At 37.0% G+C, this 16667-nt stretch carries 13 protein-coding genes; 11 read left to right on the forward strand and 2 right to left on the reverse strand.

All coding sequences use genetic code 11. The features are described 5' to 3' along the window. Position 1: 1 nt before the first annotated feature. The 3 genes from JKP73_RS14700 (at position 2) to JKP73_RS14710 (ending at position 3536) form a co-directional block, all read left to right on the forward strand. Positions 2-175 carry a hypothetical protein gene (locus JKP73_RS14700; protein WP_158295258.1) on the forward strand — a complete coding sequence of 58 codons (174 nt, stop codon included), beginning with the start codon at positions 2-4 and terminating at the stop codon, positions 173-175. A 61-nt stretch (positions 176-236) separates the two neighbouring features. Continuing rightward, positions 237-1733: an amidase gene (locus JKP73_RS14705; protein WP_038246409.1), complete on the forward strand. Its 1497-nt coding sequence runs from the start codon at positions 237-239 to the stop codon at positions 1731-1733. Positions 1734-2012: 279 nt separating this feature from the next. Next, a complete protein-coding gene (locus tag JKP73_RS14710; protein WP_021290782.1) occupies positions 2013-3536 on the forward strand; it encodes an AbgT family transporter in 1524 nt (507 codons plus the stop codon). A 346-nt stretch (positions 3537-3882) separates the two neighbouring features. On the opposite strand, the gene JKP73_RS14715 is transcribed toward JKP73_RS14710, so the two are convergent. After that, a complete protein-coding gene (locus tag JKP73_RS14715; protein WP_200411511.1) occupies positions 3883-5235 on the reverse strand; it encodes an aspartate aminotransferase family protein in 1353 nt (450 codons plus the stop codon). Positions 5236-5822: 587 nt separating this feature from the next. Between JKP73_RS14715 and JKP73_RS14720 the strand changes: the two genes are divergently transcribed. Further along, a complete protein-coding gene (locus tag JKP73_RS14720) occupies positions 5823-7010 on the forward strand; it encodes a M24 family metallopeptidase (RefSeq protein WP_021290780.1) in 1188 nt (395 codons plus the stop codon). Between the two features lie 116 nt (positions 7011-7126). Here the strand turns inward: JKP73_RS14720 and JKP73_RS14725 are convergent, their stop codons facing one another. After that, positions 7127-8101: a 2-hydroxyacid dehydrogenase gene (locus JKP73_RS14725; RefSeq protein WP_038246417.1), complete on the reverse strand. Its 975-nt coding sequence runs from the start codon at positions 8099-8101 to the stop codon at positions 7127-7129. Positions 8102-8307: 206 nt separating this feature from the next. Between JKP73_RS14725 and JKP73_RS14730 the strand changes: the two genes are divergently transcribed. The 7 genes from JKP73_RS14730 (at position 8308) to JKP73_RS14760 (ending at position 16664) form a co-directional block, all read left to right on the forward strand. After that, positions 8308-8961 (forward strand): GntR family transcriptional regulator, encoded by a 654-nt coding sequence (locus JKP73_RS14730; RefSeq protein ID WP_200411512.1) that lies wholly within the window; start codon positions 8308-8310, stop codon positions 8959-8961. A 28-nt stretch (positions 8962-8989) separates the two neighbouring features. Continuing rightward, complete coding sequence (locus JKP73_RS14735) at positions 8990-9961, forward strand: pyridoxal-phosphate dependent enzyme (RefSeq protein ID WP_021290777.1); 972 nt, start codon at positions 8990-8992, stop codon at positions 9959-9961. An 11-nt stretch (positions 9962-9972) separates the two neighbouring features. After that, on the forward strand, positions 9973-10821 hold the full coding sequence (gene dat / locus JKP73_RS14740; RefSeq protein WP_200411513.1) for a D-amino-acid transaminase: 849 nt from the start codon (positions 9973-9975) through the stop codon (positions 10819-10821). A 28-nt stretch (positions 10822-10849) separates the two neighbouring features. Next, positions 10850-11998, forward strand: coding sequence for an alanine racemase (gene alr / locus JKP73_RS14745; protein WP_021290775.1), 1149 nt, complete (start codon positions 10850-10852; stop codon positions 11996-11998). Positions 11999-12253: 255 nt separating this feature from the next. Next, complete coding sequence (locus tag JKP73_RS14750; RefSeq protein ID WP_038246424.1) at positions 12254-13216, forward strand: AAA family ATPase; 963 nt, start codon at positions 12254-12256, stop codon at positions 13214-13216. A gap of 158 nt (positions 13217-13374) precedes the next feature. Beyond that, complete coding sequence (locus JKP73_RS14755) at positions 13375-14478, forward strand: DUF58 domain-containing protein (RefSeq protein WP_234447120.1); 1104 nt, start codon at positions 13375-13377, stop codon at positions 14476-14478. Then, positions 14475-16664, forward strand: coding sequence for a DUF4129 domain-containing transglutaminase family protein (locus tag JKP73_RS14760; protein WP_160807461.1), 2190 nt, complete (start codon positions 14475-14477; stop codon positions 16662-16664). Before JKP73_RS14755 ends, JKP73_RS14760 begins: the two co-directional genes overlap by 4 nt. The last annotated feature ends 3 nt before the right edge of the window (positions 16665-16667 follow it).

Below are 16667 nucleotides of genomic sequence, written 5' to 3' on the forward strand. Positions count from 1 at the left end.
TGTGTGGCGAGAATGGACGAACTATCTGCCGGATTTTAAAACATTTGTATATATGGCATTTGCTTTTGTCATCCCATTAATGGTTACTTTTATCAATATGAAGCTTCATAAGTTAGGCGATCCGTCTTGGAAGAAAAAAGATGGGGCTAAAAATTATAAAAATAAGGGAAGGTAGTTGGTACGTATTACGATTCAATGATACACTAATGGCAAATGATCGGGTATGAGGTGTAAATATGAACGTTCATGATTATTTAAAATGTGATGCCACGGCTTTAGCTGAAAAAATTAGAAAAAGAGAAACAACTCCAACAGAACTCGTAGCATTTAGCATCCAACAATTAGAAAACGTAAATCCTAGCTTAAATGCAGTTGTGAATACGCGAAAAGAGAAGGCGCTTATAGAATCTAAAGAAGGTGTATCCATTGATCGTCCTTTTGCAGGAGTACCTGTTTTGCTTAAAAATATCTCGCAACGTCTAGCTGGTGAAAGAATTACCTCAGGGTCTAAACTCTTAGAGCATACGGTTGCCAAGGAAAATTCTCATTTTACAACAGCATTCTGCGATGCAGGATATCAATTCATTGGTCATACGAATACGCCTGAGTTTGGATTAAAAAACATAACGGAGCCAGAAATACACGGAGCAACTAAAAACCCTTGGAATCTAACGTATTCACCAGGTGGATCGAGTGGTGGATCTGCTGCAGCTATTGCGTCAGGTATTGTTCCGCTGGCAGGGGCAAGTGATGGTGGAGGTTCCATTCGAATACCTGCATCATTTACGGGGCTCTTTGGTTTGAAGCCGACAAGGGGAAGAACTCCTGTTGGTCCAGGTGTGGGTAGGCAGTGGCATGGAGCGGCAATTGATTTTGTTTTATCTAGAACGGTGCGAGATAGTGCAGCGATGCTAGATGTATTACAAACATCTCAACCGGAAGCAGCATTCCAAGCCCAATTATTTCTAGAAGAATATAAAAACTATATGCAAAATTCTTTATCTAAACCATTACGTATTGCCTTTACCAAGACATCACCAGTAGATACGCCAGTATCAAAAGATGCTAAATGGGCTGTTGATAAATTGGTAAAGTGGCTTGCCGAAGAAGGTCATATCGTTGAAGAAACGGAAGCAGCTATTGATGGTAAGCAACTCATGCGAAATTACTATCTAATGAATAGTGGAGAAATAGCTTCATTGTTAACCAATTTACAACATCTGATTGGTCGCCAAATAACGAAAGACGATGTAGAACTGGAAACCTGGCTGCTAAATTATGCTGGACAAGCTGTATCTGCAGCAGAGTTCTCACAAAGTATTGCTTCATGGGATAGTGTAGCAGAGCAAATGGCACGATTTCATCAGACATATGATTTTTTTATTACTCCTGCTTCTGCATTTACAGCACCCAAAGTGGGAGAGTTATCTTGGAATGAAGCAGAACAGGAGAAATGGATAAGTCAAATGGAAGCTGCTAAAAAAAGGGAACAACAAGAACTAATTTATGAAATGTTTTTGCCTAGTTTAACGTATACGCCATTTACACAGCTGGCAAATTTGACTGGACAACCAGCAATGTCTTTACCCATTCATGTATCTGAAGAGGGGATGCCAATTGGTGTGCAAGTGGTGGCTGGAAAAGGGGAAGAGCATCGATTATTACAATTTGCATACCAAGTGGAACAATCTGACTTATGGATCGGAATGACAGGTAATCCCTATTTTAAATAAACCAATTTATACCATATTATAATCAAATATCACTTATATCAAAAGGCGACAATTTGTTTTCGAACCAGTTATACAGCAAATTCTCGCCTTTTATCTGTTAAAAAAATCAATATTATTTTTTAACTAGGATAAATCTTAAGAAAAATATCATTATTTTTACTTATTTACTTTCTATTTCCATAAATGGATAAGCATTATATAATGAGTGACATGCGCTTACAATTTAGCATTATTTTCAGAATATTACTCATTTGATACAACAAGGAAGGAGAAAGATACATGGGGAAGAAAAAAGGTCTATTCCAAAGATCATTGGATGGGATTGAAGTAGTTGGAAATAAATTACCACATCCCGTCACATTATTCGCAATATTAGCATTAATTGTATTGCTATTATCTGCAGGTCTCTCACAACTTGGAATCAGTGTTGAACATCCAGGTGAAGAGGGAGAAATGGTTGAAATTAAAAACTTATTAAATGCCGAGGGGATCCAATATATATTTTCTAGCATGACAGATAACTTTATCGGATTTGCTCCTTTAGGAGTAGTTCTTGTTACGATGCTTGGTATCGGGATAGCAGAACGTTCGGGATTAATTAGTGCCCTTTTAAGAGGTTTCGTATTATCCGTACCAAAACGTTTTATTACGTTAGGGTTAGTATTTGCTGGGATTATGTCCAGTGTAGCTTCTGATGCAGGATATGTTGTGTTACCTCCACTTGGGGCCTTATTATTCGCAGCAGTCGGCCGTCACCCCTTAGCTGGTCTAGCAGCTGCATTTGCAGGTGTTTCGGGTGGATTTAGTGCAAACTTATTACTTTCTGGTACTGATGCATTATTGGGAGAATTGACAATAGCAGGAGCTGCTGTCATCGATCCTGCTTATGCTGAAGGTATGAGCATTGCGATGAACTATTGGTTTATTATTGTCTCTGTCTTTATCTTGACGTTAATTGGTACATGGGTGACTGAGAAAATAGTAGAGCCTCGATTAGGTGAATATAAAGGGGAATACCGTGAAAAAGTTGAGAATTTAACGGCTATAGAGAAGAAAGGCTTAATTTGGTCAGGTATTTCTGTAGTTGTTGGGCTTATTTTGGCCGCATTGTTAATCTTACCTGAAGGTGCACCAATGCGTGGTACTGGTGATCAACCGATCATTGACTCACCATTTATGGATTCATTAGTACCAATTATCGCTATTCTATTCTTTATCCCAGGACTAGCATATGGAATGGTTACGAAAGCTATTAAAAATGATAAGGATGTAGCTAATCAATTATCAGATACCATGGCATCCATGGGGATGTTTATTGTACTAGCATTTACAGCCGGTCAATTTGTGGCTTACTTTAATGAATCAAATATGGGCTTAGTGTTAGGAGTTTATGGTGCAGAGTTCTTGCAAAGTATTAACCTAACAGGTATTCCATTAGTTCTTGTATTTATTATTATCGCTGCATTTATCAATATATTTATTGGAAGTGCTTCAGCGAAATGGGCTATGATGGCGCCAGTCTTTGTACCAATAATGATGCAATTAGGATACTCTCCGGAATTAACTCAAATGGCATATCGTATTGCAGATTCTTCAACAAATATTATATCTCCATTAATGACATATTTTGCGATTATTATTGCCTTTGCACAGAAATACGATAAAAAAATGGGAATAGGAACGCTTGTATCAACGATGATCCCTTATTCGATGTTCTTCTTAGTTGGCTGGACAATCATGCTAATTGTATGGATGTTATTAGGAATCGAACTTGGTCCTGGAGCTCCAATCCTATATGAATAAGAAAAAAGCATCATCCGCTCGGATGATGCTTTTTTGCTGTAATTCCATTTTTTTCTTTTACTATTCTTAAGGTAGAATTCCTAAAGGCGGTGATGATTTTGTTTCAATCAAGAAAAGACCGACAAAATGAATTGGAAATGATGACGATTGAAGAACTTGTTCCTGAAGACCACTTACTCCGGAAGATTGACCACTACAGCCATTTCTTCCTTATCACTGAAAACTCCGCGAACAAGCATTACATACGGCTGCCTGCCAGAACATGACGAAGGTTTTCCTTCACCTACCCAAGGTGAGTTAGGTGAAGGAGAGTCTTTGTTAGACCAATGGCACTTCTTGATTTTTCTTATAGTTTTATAATTGCTTCTTTTAGAACCGATGTTAAATGACTTATTTCAGCTTTAGTAATCGAGAGCGGGGGTGACATCGTAATAATATTATTATAACCATCAACCGTATCGCTGGTTTTGCCAATGATAACTCCTTTTTGCTTACACTCGTTTACGACTTTAGCAGCCAACTTCTCTTCAATCGGCTCTTTTGTTTGTTTATCTTTGACTAGTTCAATTCCTGCTAATAACCCTTTTCCTCGTATATCTCCTACACGTGGATGCTGAAGCAGATCTTGTAATTCTTCCAACAAATATACTCCTAGTTGTTTGGAATTAGAAATCAGTTGTTCTTCTTCCATAATTTCTAAGTTTCTGATTGCTACTGCGCAGGCTGCCGGACTACCACCAAATGTATTTACATGACGAAAGTGGTCGTAGGGAGTTGCTGATGCTGTAAATTCTTCGTAAATTTCCCGTTTTACAGCAGTAGCTGCTAACGGCATATATCCACTAGTTAATCCCTTAGCCATTGTAATGATATCTGGTTTGACATCATAATGCATAAATCCAAAGGGTTTTCCAGTCCTGCCGAAACCGTTAATAACTTCATCTGCAATTAATAAGACACCATGTTTATCACAAATTTCCCGTACACGTTTCATATAATTATCATGTGGGACAAGTACACCACCGCCTGTGATAATTGGCTCCATAATAAATCCTGCAACCGTATCACTAATTTCCCAAGTCAGAGTGCGATCTAGTTCATCAGCTGCATGCAGACAACATGCCATAGTGTCTTGTGGGAAGGGGCTTCGATAACAGTCTGGTGGAGAAATGTGTACAAACCCTGATGCTAGTGGTTCATATTTATAAGCTCTTTGATTTTGGCCCCCGGCAGCTAGCGTTGCTAATGAACTACCATGATAGGAACGATAACGTGAGACAAACTTATAACGATTCGGTTGGTTTGCCTGTTGGTAATATTGCCTCGCAATTTTAAACGCTGTCTCATTTGCCTCTGAACCGCTATTTGAATAAAAAATAACATAATCATCTTCTAACCATTGATTAAGTTTTTCGCTTAGCTGTATACCTGGAATGTGACTTTGAGTTAAAGGGTAATAGGGCATTTGCTTTAATTGCTCCGCACATACATCAGCTAACTCATCTCTGCCATAACCAACATTTACGCACCATAAGCCAGCTTGTGCATCTAAATATTTATTCCCTTCAATATCCGTTACCCACACACCATCTGCATGTGTACTAATCATGGTACCTTCAGGGTTATATTTTTTCATGGCATGCCAAAGGTATTTCTCATCTTTTTCAAGTAGCGCTTTCTTCTCCACTTTAGTATCCATATAAAATCTCCTTTCCCATATGAGCGATTATTTCTTGAATTCCTATCTTCGATGAGTTTATGTGCAATAATGGATGTTCATGAACAATATCTGCTTATTCACCTAGAAAGTATGTCGTTTGTCGACAAAACAGATCAGTTACTAATTATAGAAACACATTTTATTTGACAAGTCAATATATTTAGAAAAAAGTAAAAATAATCTAGACGCCTTACCTTAATGGTTGATATACTATAGGAAATAATCAGTAAAATTACGATTATGCCCATTTTGACTGATTATTTCATCTTTTTTTGTTGTCGAACATATAATACGATTAAACATGTTAGATTATATTACGAAGTTATTTACTTTCATCTTCAAGTGAAATATAGTTATTTTAATGCCGACAATCGACGATGAATAATTGAAGCACTAATCACTTCCTCCATACATTAATAGTAGTATGATTCGTATCTATATCTAATTGGAGAAAAGGGAGTTAGTGCTTTTTTATATCGAATTATGCTTTGTATTGATTCATTGTTTAAATTGATGGGTGAATGTAAGTGAAGGTACAATTTCAACCTATGAATGGAGGGGTTTGTATGGTGTTTTTTTCTGTTTCAGAATTTTATGATAGGTTGGTAAAAACAAAACACCGTATGGCAAAAGAGGGTATCGACGTTTTGCTTATTACTGATCCTGCGAATATGAATTATTTAAGTGGATATGATGCTTGGTCCTTTTATGTACATCAGGTGCTCATTGTCTTCTTAGATGAGGATCAACCATATTGGATAGGTAGGGGACAGGATGCAAGTGCTGCTATGCATACATCATGGTTGGATAAGGATCATATCTACCCATATACAGATGATTATATACAATCATCCGATAAGCACCCTATGGAGTTTGTTAGTGACTTTATAAAAGCAAAAAAATATGATAATCAAACCATAGCCGCTGAATTCGATGCTTATTATTTCACTGCACAAAATTTTATTAAATTGAAAGATAATTTGCCCAACGCCATCTTTAAAGACGGCACGAATTTAGTAAACTGGATAAGGATTATAAAATCTGAACAAGAGATTGCGTTTATTAAGAATGCTGCCAAAATTGCGGAGGGCGCGATGACAGCAGCATTTGAATCGATTGAACCCGGTGTAAAACAATCAGATGCTGCTGCTGCAATTGCCCATGCACAGATTCGGGGAACAGATAATTTTGGTGGAGATTATCCAGCGATTGTTCCCTTGTTACCGACAGGGGATAAAACATCTGCATGTCATTTAACTTGGACAGATGATCCGTTTGTCCAAGGAGATCCTGTAATTATTGAACTATCTGGCTGTTATAAACGATACCATTCGCCACTTGCGAGAACCATTTTTCTAGGTATACCTGATGAGAATATCCAATATATTGCTGATGTCGTTGTAGAAGGAATTAATTATACGCTAGATGCAATTAAGCCAGGGATTACTTGTGAAGAAGTTGAAGCGGTGTGGAGAAAAACAGTTGAAAGAAGTGGCATTAAAAAAGATTCCAGGTTAGGGTATTCCATGGGATTAAATTATCCGCCTGATTGGGGAGAACATACAGCTAGCTTAAGAGCGGGTGATAAAACAGTGTTACAAGAGAATATGACTTTTCATATGATACCTGGGATCTGGCTTGATCATATGGGAGTGGAAATAAGTGAATCTTTCCGTGTAACTGAAAAGGGTTGTGAGGTATTGGCTGAATTTCCACGAGAATTACTAGTTAAGCCAAATATCCGGTTAGCATGAATAACAATTAAGGAAAAGCTTAATAGAGGTCATAACAATAGGCACAAATTGGGTAAAGTTGCTCAAAAAGGATAAAGGCAGAACTTGATTCATCTGCCTTTATCCTCCGAATTTAGTTACTTGTTATCCCAAACAGCAGAATTAATTAAGTTAGGTGGTTTTTTTCCCTCTAAACCTGTTTGTAAGTTTTTGGCAGCTAGTGTTGACATAGCAAGTTCTGTTTCAAGTGTAGAAGATCCGATATGTGGGAGTGTAACCACATTTTTCATCTGTAGTAATGGATTATCCAACTGAATGGGCTCATTTTCAAATACATCCAGTCCAGCACCCGCTATTTCTTTATGATTTAAAGCTTGAATGAGATCTTCTTCTACGACAGTTCTTCCACGTGACCCATTAATAAAGATTGCTGAATTTTTCATTAAGCTAAACTCTCGTTTGCCAATTAATCGTTCTGTTTCCTTCGTTAATGGGGTTATTAAACAAACAAAATCAGATTCCCTTAATAATTCGTCGAGGCTAGCATATCTTGCTTGAAATCTTTCCTCAGCTTCTGGTTTTTTTGTTCGACTATGATAAATAACCTTCATATCGAAGCCATGATGTGCTCTTTGGGCAATGGCAAGGCCGATTCTTCCCATGCCTATAATACCAACCGTTTTATGATGTACATCGGTTCCATAATGGGTGCTGTCTAATGATTCTATCCAATTGCCAGATTTTACATAGTGATCAAGCTCAGGAAGTCTTCTTGCGGTGGATAGAATCAACCCAAACACCATATCAGCAACGGTATCCGTTAAAATACCAGGTGTATTTGTTGCCATTATATTTCTTTTGGTTAAGGTTTCTATGTCTAAATTGTTGTAACCAACCGAGACATTGCTGACAATTTTTAAATTTGGTGCTTGGTTAATTAATGGTTGGTCAACATTTAGGTCAAGTCCAATAATCCCATCAGTTTTGTTTAGAAAGCTTAGAAATTCAGGATCTTTTGTTGTGTCCACGTTTTTAAAGAAACGGACGGTATGATTTTGTTTTAACTGGTCAAGTACCGGTTTTTCAACACGCTGAAAGGCCAGAATGTTCATCAAAGGTTTCCCCCAATCTATATTCCTTATCCATAAAAATGTATTTTCAACATAGACTGATAATAGGAAGAAGTCAAGCTGCGAATAGAAATATTTGATAATTCATATTTCATTGACAATAAAAATATTACCTTCTAGAATGAACCTATAGTTAGAAGTCGACAGTCGACAAAATCTTAGTAGCGCTTTACAAAGGGGTTATATTCATGGATGAAAATGGCGTATTGTTAAAGAAATCTTTAGGAGAATTAATCGCAGAACAATTAAAAAAGGATATCCTGATTCGAAAGATTGAATTTGGCGAACGTTTGATTGAAGCCGACATTGCTGAGCGTTTTGATGTGAGCCGCAGCACAATACGAGAGGCTTTGAAAATTTTAGAGCAAGAAGAATTAGTAATGAATAAGAATAGAAAAGGGACGTTCGTTTCCAAATTTACGAATGTGGATTTAGATGAAATGACGGAATTACGTTTGATGATTGAAACAAAAGCTTTTATAAAAGCTTTAGATCACCTGGATAAAAAGCATTTCATTGAATTGTCTGCTATTATCGACGAAATGGAAATACAAGCAAACAATGGAAATTGGGACCAATTGTTTGGTCTAGACTTACAATTTCACCAATATGTAATTAATAGATGTGGGAATTCTCGAATTATTAAAATATATGAATCCATTGCCGTTCAAATTAGAGTATATATGGCACATTTAGATCAATATTATTCTAGTCCTCAATCCTATTATAAGGAGCATAAAGCTTTATATGAAGCTTTACTTCAAAGGGATGCTGCAATCGTACAAAAACAAGTGGAGAAGCATATCAAATATGTAGAAGATAAGCTATTAAGGAATAGCTAAACCGGGATAAAGAGAGGAGTGGTGTTTGATGGAATCCGTTCTTTTTAGGGAAATTTGGCAGGCGCGAAAACGGATTTCTGCAATTACCCAGCCAACACCTCTGATTTATTCAGAAAATCTATCTGCTTTAACAAACAAATCTGTTCATTTGAAAATGGAAAATTGGAATACAACCCATTCATTTAAAATTAGAGGTGCGGCAAATAAGATATTAAGTCTGTCGCCTGAACAACGCTCTAGAGGCATTACAACTTTTTCCACGGGTAATTTTGGAATTAGTGTTGGATATGTTGCAAAGCAACTGGGCATCAAAGCTGTTATTTGCATATCAAATCGAGTCCCACAAGCTAAGGTTAATGTATTGGAAGCTACGGGTGCAGAAATAAAGGTCATTGGTTCATCTCAAGATGATGCTGAGCGATATAGTCGTGAATTAGAACAGAAACACGGTCTTTCTGTTATACATCCATTTGATGATCCGAAAGTGATTGCTGGATATGGGACCATGGGGTTAGAGATCTTATATGATTTACCTGAGGTTGATACTGTTCTAGCAGGTTTATCAGGGGGCGGATTGCATTCAGGTCTTGGGGTAACATTGAAAACAATGCATCCAGATCTAAGATTAATAGGTTTATCTACTGCACGAGGAGCTACGATGTATGAGAGTTTACAAGCTGGTTATCCAATTGAGCTTCAAGAAAAGGATACATTAGCGGATAGCCTGCTTGGAGGAATTGGTAAAAATAATCAGTATACATTTTCTCTTGTTCAAGCTTATGTTGATGAAATCAAAGTATTAGATGAGCAATTATTTGCAGATGGGATGACATATATGCTTGATAAGCATCGCGTTATTATTGAGGGGGCAGCCGCTTCAGGCATTGGTGCCATCCTTCATCAGCAAGTACATCTAGGTAATCATGTGGTTATTGTAATTAGTGGAAGTAGTGTAGATACATCGACTATTTTAAAGCTTATGAAGGATAAATTTGGTTAGGGGGAACGTTCATGGGTAAAGTCTTATATAATCAACAGTTTGTCGAAAGAAGTAAACTAATTGATATTGAAGACAGAGGATACCAATTTGGTGATGGAATTTATGAAGTTATTGGAGTTTATGATGAGGCTTTCTTTTTATTGGATGAACACTTACAGCGATTAAAACGAAGTGCAAAGGAAATTCAGTTATCTTTACCATATGAATTAACGGAGTTAAAAGAAAAATTAGTGGAACTTGTGTCTCTAAATGAATTAACAGACGGGGTGGTTTATTTACAAATTACGAGGGGTGAAGCTGAAAGATGGCATCATTTTCCTCACGAGTCAGTAACACCTATACTTATTGCCTATACCAAAATAGAAGAAACCTTAGATGAAGCTAGCAAGAATGGAGCGTCAGCCGTATTGACAGAAGATATCCGTTGGCTCCGGTGCGATATTAAAACGCTGAACTTATTACCAAATGTAATAGCGAAGCAAAAAGCAGTAGAAAACAATGCAGTAGAAGCTATTCTTCATCGAGGTGATGTGATTACCGAGGCAAGCGCATCTAATGTCTTTATGGTTAAAGACGGAAAGGTTTTCACCCATCCTGCAAATAATTATATATTAAATGGGATAACACGCCAGAAAGTATTGGAATTATGTGATAAGCTACAAATAACTGTGCAAGAAGAAGCTTTTACAATACATGATTTATTAGCAGCAGATGAATTGTTTATTACGGCTACTAAATTAGATATTGTTCCCATTATTCAGGTAGATAACCAGCCCATTGGTTCCGAAATTCCCGGAGAAACTACGAAGAAAATTATTCAAGCCTTTCATTCATCTCTTCAAGCATTGCGTATCTCGTAAATGAAGTGAAACATGAGGAGGTTTATTCATGTTCCAGTATGCGAATATGTTAGTAGAGAGTAATACCATAGCTGAAATCAATCTATCCGCATTTCATCATAATGTCCGTGAAGTAAAAACAAGATTGGCAAATGCGATGATGATGGCAGTTGTTAAAACAAATGCATATGGACATGGAATTGTTCCAATTGCTCAACAAGCGGTGAAAGCAGGGGTGGATAGGTTGGGAGTTACGAGCTTAGAGGAAGGTGTTATACTCAGGCAATGTGGCATCCCTGTTCCTATTCATATTCTCCCGCCAATTACCCCTTCTCAAGCAGAAGATGTTGTTTATTACCATTTAACGGCAACAATTAGTTCCAAAGCAGCTGCCCATGCAATTAGTGAAGTTGCTGTTCAACACGGAAAGGTTATGGCCGTTCATTTAAAGTTAAATACTGGATTACAACGATTTGGTGTTGAACCAAGTGACGTGCTTTCATTTTGCAGGTCATGTTACCAGTTAGAAGGGCTATACTGGGAAGGGATATATACCCATTTTTCTAATGCGGATGAGGGGGACTGGAAAACTACAAACGATCAATATGATTTATTTAAAGATGTAGTACAAATACTAAAGGCCAATGATTTTGAATTTCCGATCAAACATGTTGGCGCATCCACTATTGCACTTGAAAGAAAGGATTTGCATTTGGATATGGTACGTCCAGGTATCGCACTCTATGGGTATCATCCAGATGAAAGACAAGTGAATGATATTCATTTGAAAAGGGTCATGACCTTAAAAACAAAAGTCATTCATATTCGAAGTCTACCACCACAATCTAAGGTTGGCTACGGGGGAGAATATGTAACAAAAAAAGAGGAACGTATCGGCATACTGCCTATTGGACACGGAGACGGCTTTAAACGGTTACTATCGAATAATGGCTTTGTGTTGGTAGAAGGAAAGAAGTCAGAAATAATCGGTACCATTTCTTTAGATCAAACATTTGTTAATTTAACAGATATCCCCCATGTAGAGGAAGGAGCTGAAGCGGTTATTATCGGCGATCAAGAAAACCAAACAATTACTGCAAGAGATATCGCAACTTGGATTAACAGTAATATAGATGAAGTATTAGCTAGCTTAATGAGTAGAATTAAGCGTGTCTATGTGTATAGAGAAAAAGGATAGTTGTGTTAGTCCAATTATAAGTGTCTATAAATACCTGTGGGCCATAGGTGTTTTTTTATGTTTATTTACAGACTAGTAGTATAAAAATCTATCGATTTGATCATGCTAGGTAACGATTAGACATGATGTCTGCCTTTCACTAGTAGGTCTTTTTTAGTATAGTATATAGTATATAGCTATAATAGGTAGATATGAACTGAAAAATAATTGAAAATTTACATAGTTTTAAATTTGTTTGTTGAGAGGGGTTCGTATATGGAAGGTACAAAGGTTTACAATCCAAAAATAAGTAATGTCATCCATAATATTAATAAAGTAATGATTGGGAAAGAACATGCAGCGGTTTTAAGTCTTGTTGCTCTATTAGCAAAAGGACATGTGCTTTTAGAGGATGTGCCGGGTGTTGGAAAAACGATGTTAGTAAAAACGTTAGCCAAATCACTAGATTGTGATTTCCGCCGCATCCAATTCACACCAGATTTACTACCTTCTGATGTAACAGGTGTTTCCATATATAACCCAAAAACGCTGGAATTTGAGTTTCGGGGAGGGCCTATATTAGGAAATATTATTCTAGCGGATGAAATAAATCGAACCTCTCCAAAAACACAATCTTCCTTATTAGAGTCAATGGAAGAAAAAAACGTGACAGTAGATGGGAGGACACTCTCTTTAGCAAATCCGTTCTTTGTGATGGCCACACAAAATCCGATTGAATATGAAGGTACCTATCCATTGCCGGAAGCACAATTAGACCGATTTATTTTGAAATTAAAGATGGGCTACCCAACGTTTGCTGAAGAACTTGAAATGCTGGAACGTACTTCTGGAGATCATCCAATCGAAACCATTGATGCTGTTATAAGTAAAGATGAACTAATAGTAATTCAGGAAGAAGTGAAAGCTGTCTATATTGATACAAATGTGCAACAGTATATCATCAATTTAATTGCTAGTACAAGATCAAATCCAGCGGTCTATTTAGGAGTAAGCCCAAGAGGGTCAATCGCTTTAATGAAAGCTGCGAAGGCGTATGCGTATATTATGGAACGGGATTATGTATTACCTGACGATGTTAAGTATCTAGCGCCATTTGTATTATCTCACCGGCTTATTCTTCATTCTGAAGCAAAATATGAAGGTATGTCTACAGGTGATGTAATTGCCTCTATTATTAAACATACGCATGTACCGATTCGAAAGGAATTCCAATCATGACGTCTAGGTTCCGTGTAATAGCCAGTGGTATAGTAGTCGTCTCCTTTTTTTTACTTTTATTTTCGTATGCAATGTTTCAAGGTGGATTTGTCAGCTGGTTTCTATTTTTTAGTTTTCTACCTATTTTTTTATATGAATTGGGATTTTTATTGCATAGCATGAAAACATGGAAGGTTTCAAGACAATTATCTCATTATGTAATTAGAGCTGGTGATGGTATAGACGTGAAATTAGTGATAAAACGAAAATTACCATTTCCTTTGTACTATTGTATCTGTGAAGAGGTGGTACCAGAAACGTTAAGAAAGATAGATACCAAGCATCAAAAATATTCATTGATGGATGATCCAGGTGAACTATACACGAATCGAAATTTAAAAAAGGTGTTCTTTCCGTTATGGAAGCGAACATTCACGATGACCTATCGGCTTGAACAATTGCCTAGGGGTGAACATCTCTTACAAACGGTTCGAATACGGACGGGAGATTTTTTTGGATTAGTTAAAAAAGAATATACTTTTCACGTAACTGATGTAATTATAGCTTATCCTAATGCCAGGCCGATTGTAATGAAGGAACAAATTAGCAGCTTCCAACAAGGTACTGCTTCGACTTCAGCATTTCAATTAAATAATTCCAATGTTGCGACCGGAATTCGGGAATACATGCCTGGAGATCGTTTTTCGTGGATCGATTGGAAACAGACAGCTAAAAAAAATACGGTGATGACCAAAGAATTTGAACAAGAAAAAAGTACGGACATTCTGCTCATGTTAGATAATGGCATTTACCCAGAAACGAATTATGTCGTCTATGAAGCGATGGTGGAAGTGGTCCTTTCCCTAATGGAGGGGTTGAAAAAACAAGCTAGTCAAGTTGGTTTAGTAACTATTGGAGAGAAAACAGTATATTTTCCTGTACATCATGACCCAGTCAAGTTAGATATGGTGAAAAATCATTTAACACGTATTCAGCCAGATGGGATTAAGCCTTTTTCGATTCGTGTTGAAAGTGAATTTGCCAAAGCAGGAGCTGGAAATGTAATCATCTTAGTAACGAGTCATATCGATGTTGCGTTTATTGAAATCGTGAAGAAGATGGATCAACGAACGAAACGTATTGTACTTATTTTAATTCAATCAGCCAAGCATCGTGAGAAAAATCGTCTTTTCATTCATCAGTTGCAGTTTGAAGGTATTCATATCCATATATTGACAGAACAACATCTAATACAAAATCAATTAGAGGTGAAAGGAATATGATGAAATATGAACAAAGTAGACCGATTTTTTTCACTTCTTTATTGTATATTTGTGGATACATCCTTTTTTTAGAATGGTTGTATCCTTTGGAGCAGGTTACGGATACGCATAATTTAACTGTATTTGTTATTTACAGTGCTTTCTGTTTTGTTATTTCACTTTTTCAAATAAAGTGGTGGCTATCGTTTATTCTAAAAGGTGTCGCGCTTCTATTTATTGTAAATCATTTATTTTTTGAGACAACTTTTTTAAGTCCTATTTGGATGGAGCAGCTATTTCTTGATATTGGTTTTAATATGGATGCCGTATTATCACAAGCTTGGTATCAATTAACTCCAATGTTTCGTAGTGTTTTATTTTTATTACTCATTTGGCTTATGAGCTATCTTCTGCATTACTGGTTTGTTGTCATGAAGAAGATTTTGTTATTTGTCTTGCTTACATTCGTGTATTTGGCCATCTTAGATACGTTTACCGTATATAATGGAGCTTTGGCGATTATTCGAGCGTTTATTATATCGTTTATTGCGTTAGGAGTTGCGAATTTTAGTAAAGAAATGGATCGTGAAGCTATTTCGTTTCCATGGATGAAAAAATCTGCTGCGTGGATGATTCCTATCGTTGCGATAGTTGCCTTTTCTTCTGCTATAGGATTTGCAGCTCCAAAATATGATCCACAATGGCCGGATCCAGTCCCGTTTATTCAAAGTTCAGCAGAAAATGCTAGTATTGCAGGAGAAGGATCGGTTGTGCAAAAGGTTGGTTATGGTGAGGATGATACGAGATTAGGTGGCTCTTTTGTTCAAGACTATACACCGGTATTTCAGGCAAAAGCAGAGGAAAACCATTATTGGAGAATAGAAACGAAGGATGTTTATACAGGGAAAGGATGGATGAATAGCTCAGAGGCAAATTATGTACCAACAAATAGAATTCCTCCAATGTATGATAATACGGTGGATACGGAAGAATTAGAAGCAACCATTGAATTTCAAGGCAATACGTCGTTTGATAAAATTTTGCATCCATATGGTTTCAAAGAAATTTCGACACATAGAGGAAATGCATATGTTGACTTGAATTCGGAAGCAATACAACTGCGTGATGAGGGGTTTGAAGTTATAAATGATTTGAATACATTTACCGTTGATTATGATTACCCCACATTTAATATTGATAAGTTACGGGAAACCCCAACAATTAGAGAGTCATTAGATAGCTATACACAGTTGCCAGAGACTTTACCAGAACGTGTAAAAGAATTAGCCAAAGAAATAACGGCAGGAGAGGAAACAGCTTATGATAAGGTGAAAGCAATTGAGCAGTATTTCTCAACGAACGGTTTTACTTATCAAACAACAGATGTTCCCGTACCTAAGGAAGGTCAGGATTATGTCGATCAATTCTTATTTGATTCAAAAGTAGGTTATTGTGATAATTACTCGACTGCTATGGTGGTTTTATTACGCTCCATAGACATTCCAGCTAGATGGGCTAAAGGATTTACTGGCGGAGAAGAGATCGATTCGACATCAGACTATAATGTATATGAGGTTACCAATGCAAATGCTCATTCATGGGTAGAAGTTTTCTTTCCTGAAATAGGCTGGGTTCCATTTGAACCCACACAAGGATTTTCTAATCTTTCCGATTTTCAAACTTCCATGGCGGATACAGGTGCTGAACAGGATGATGTATTAGCCCAGCAAGACCAAGATGAGCAACAGACACCGGAAGAAACTCCTCAACCTTCACAGGAAGAAGAAAATCAAGAAGCTGAGGCTGCAATGGCTTCACCGTCTGAGGGAAATAGCTCATTCCATTGGTTATATCTCGTTATCCTACTTGTTATCCTTGCGTTGTTGGTATTTATTGGTTATCGAACCAGATTCAGGTGGAAAACAATAATAATAAAAAGAAAGTTTATGGCTAATTGGAATGCGGAGAACTATCAGGAAGCATATCATTACGTAATGAAACTATTACGACATCGAGGGGATGGCAAATTGCCAGATGAGACCTTAAGAGAGTATGCTGTTAAGATAGATCGAAAATATTCTACAGATGAAATGAAAAAGTTAACGCAGCATTATGAGCAGCTATTATATCGCCAAGAAATCAGAGAAGTTCCTAGAACGGAGATTGCGCAATTATGGCAAAATTTAATTAAACGGATATTGGCTTGACCT

This window comes from Virgibacillus salexigens (assembly GCF_014905415.1).
Classification (GTDB): domain Bacteria; phylum Bacillota; class Bacilli; order Bacillales; family Amphibacillaceae; genus Virgibacillus; species Virgibacillus salexigens.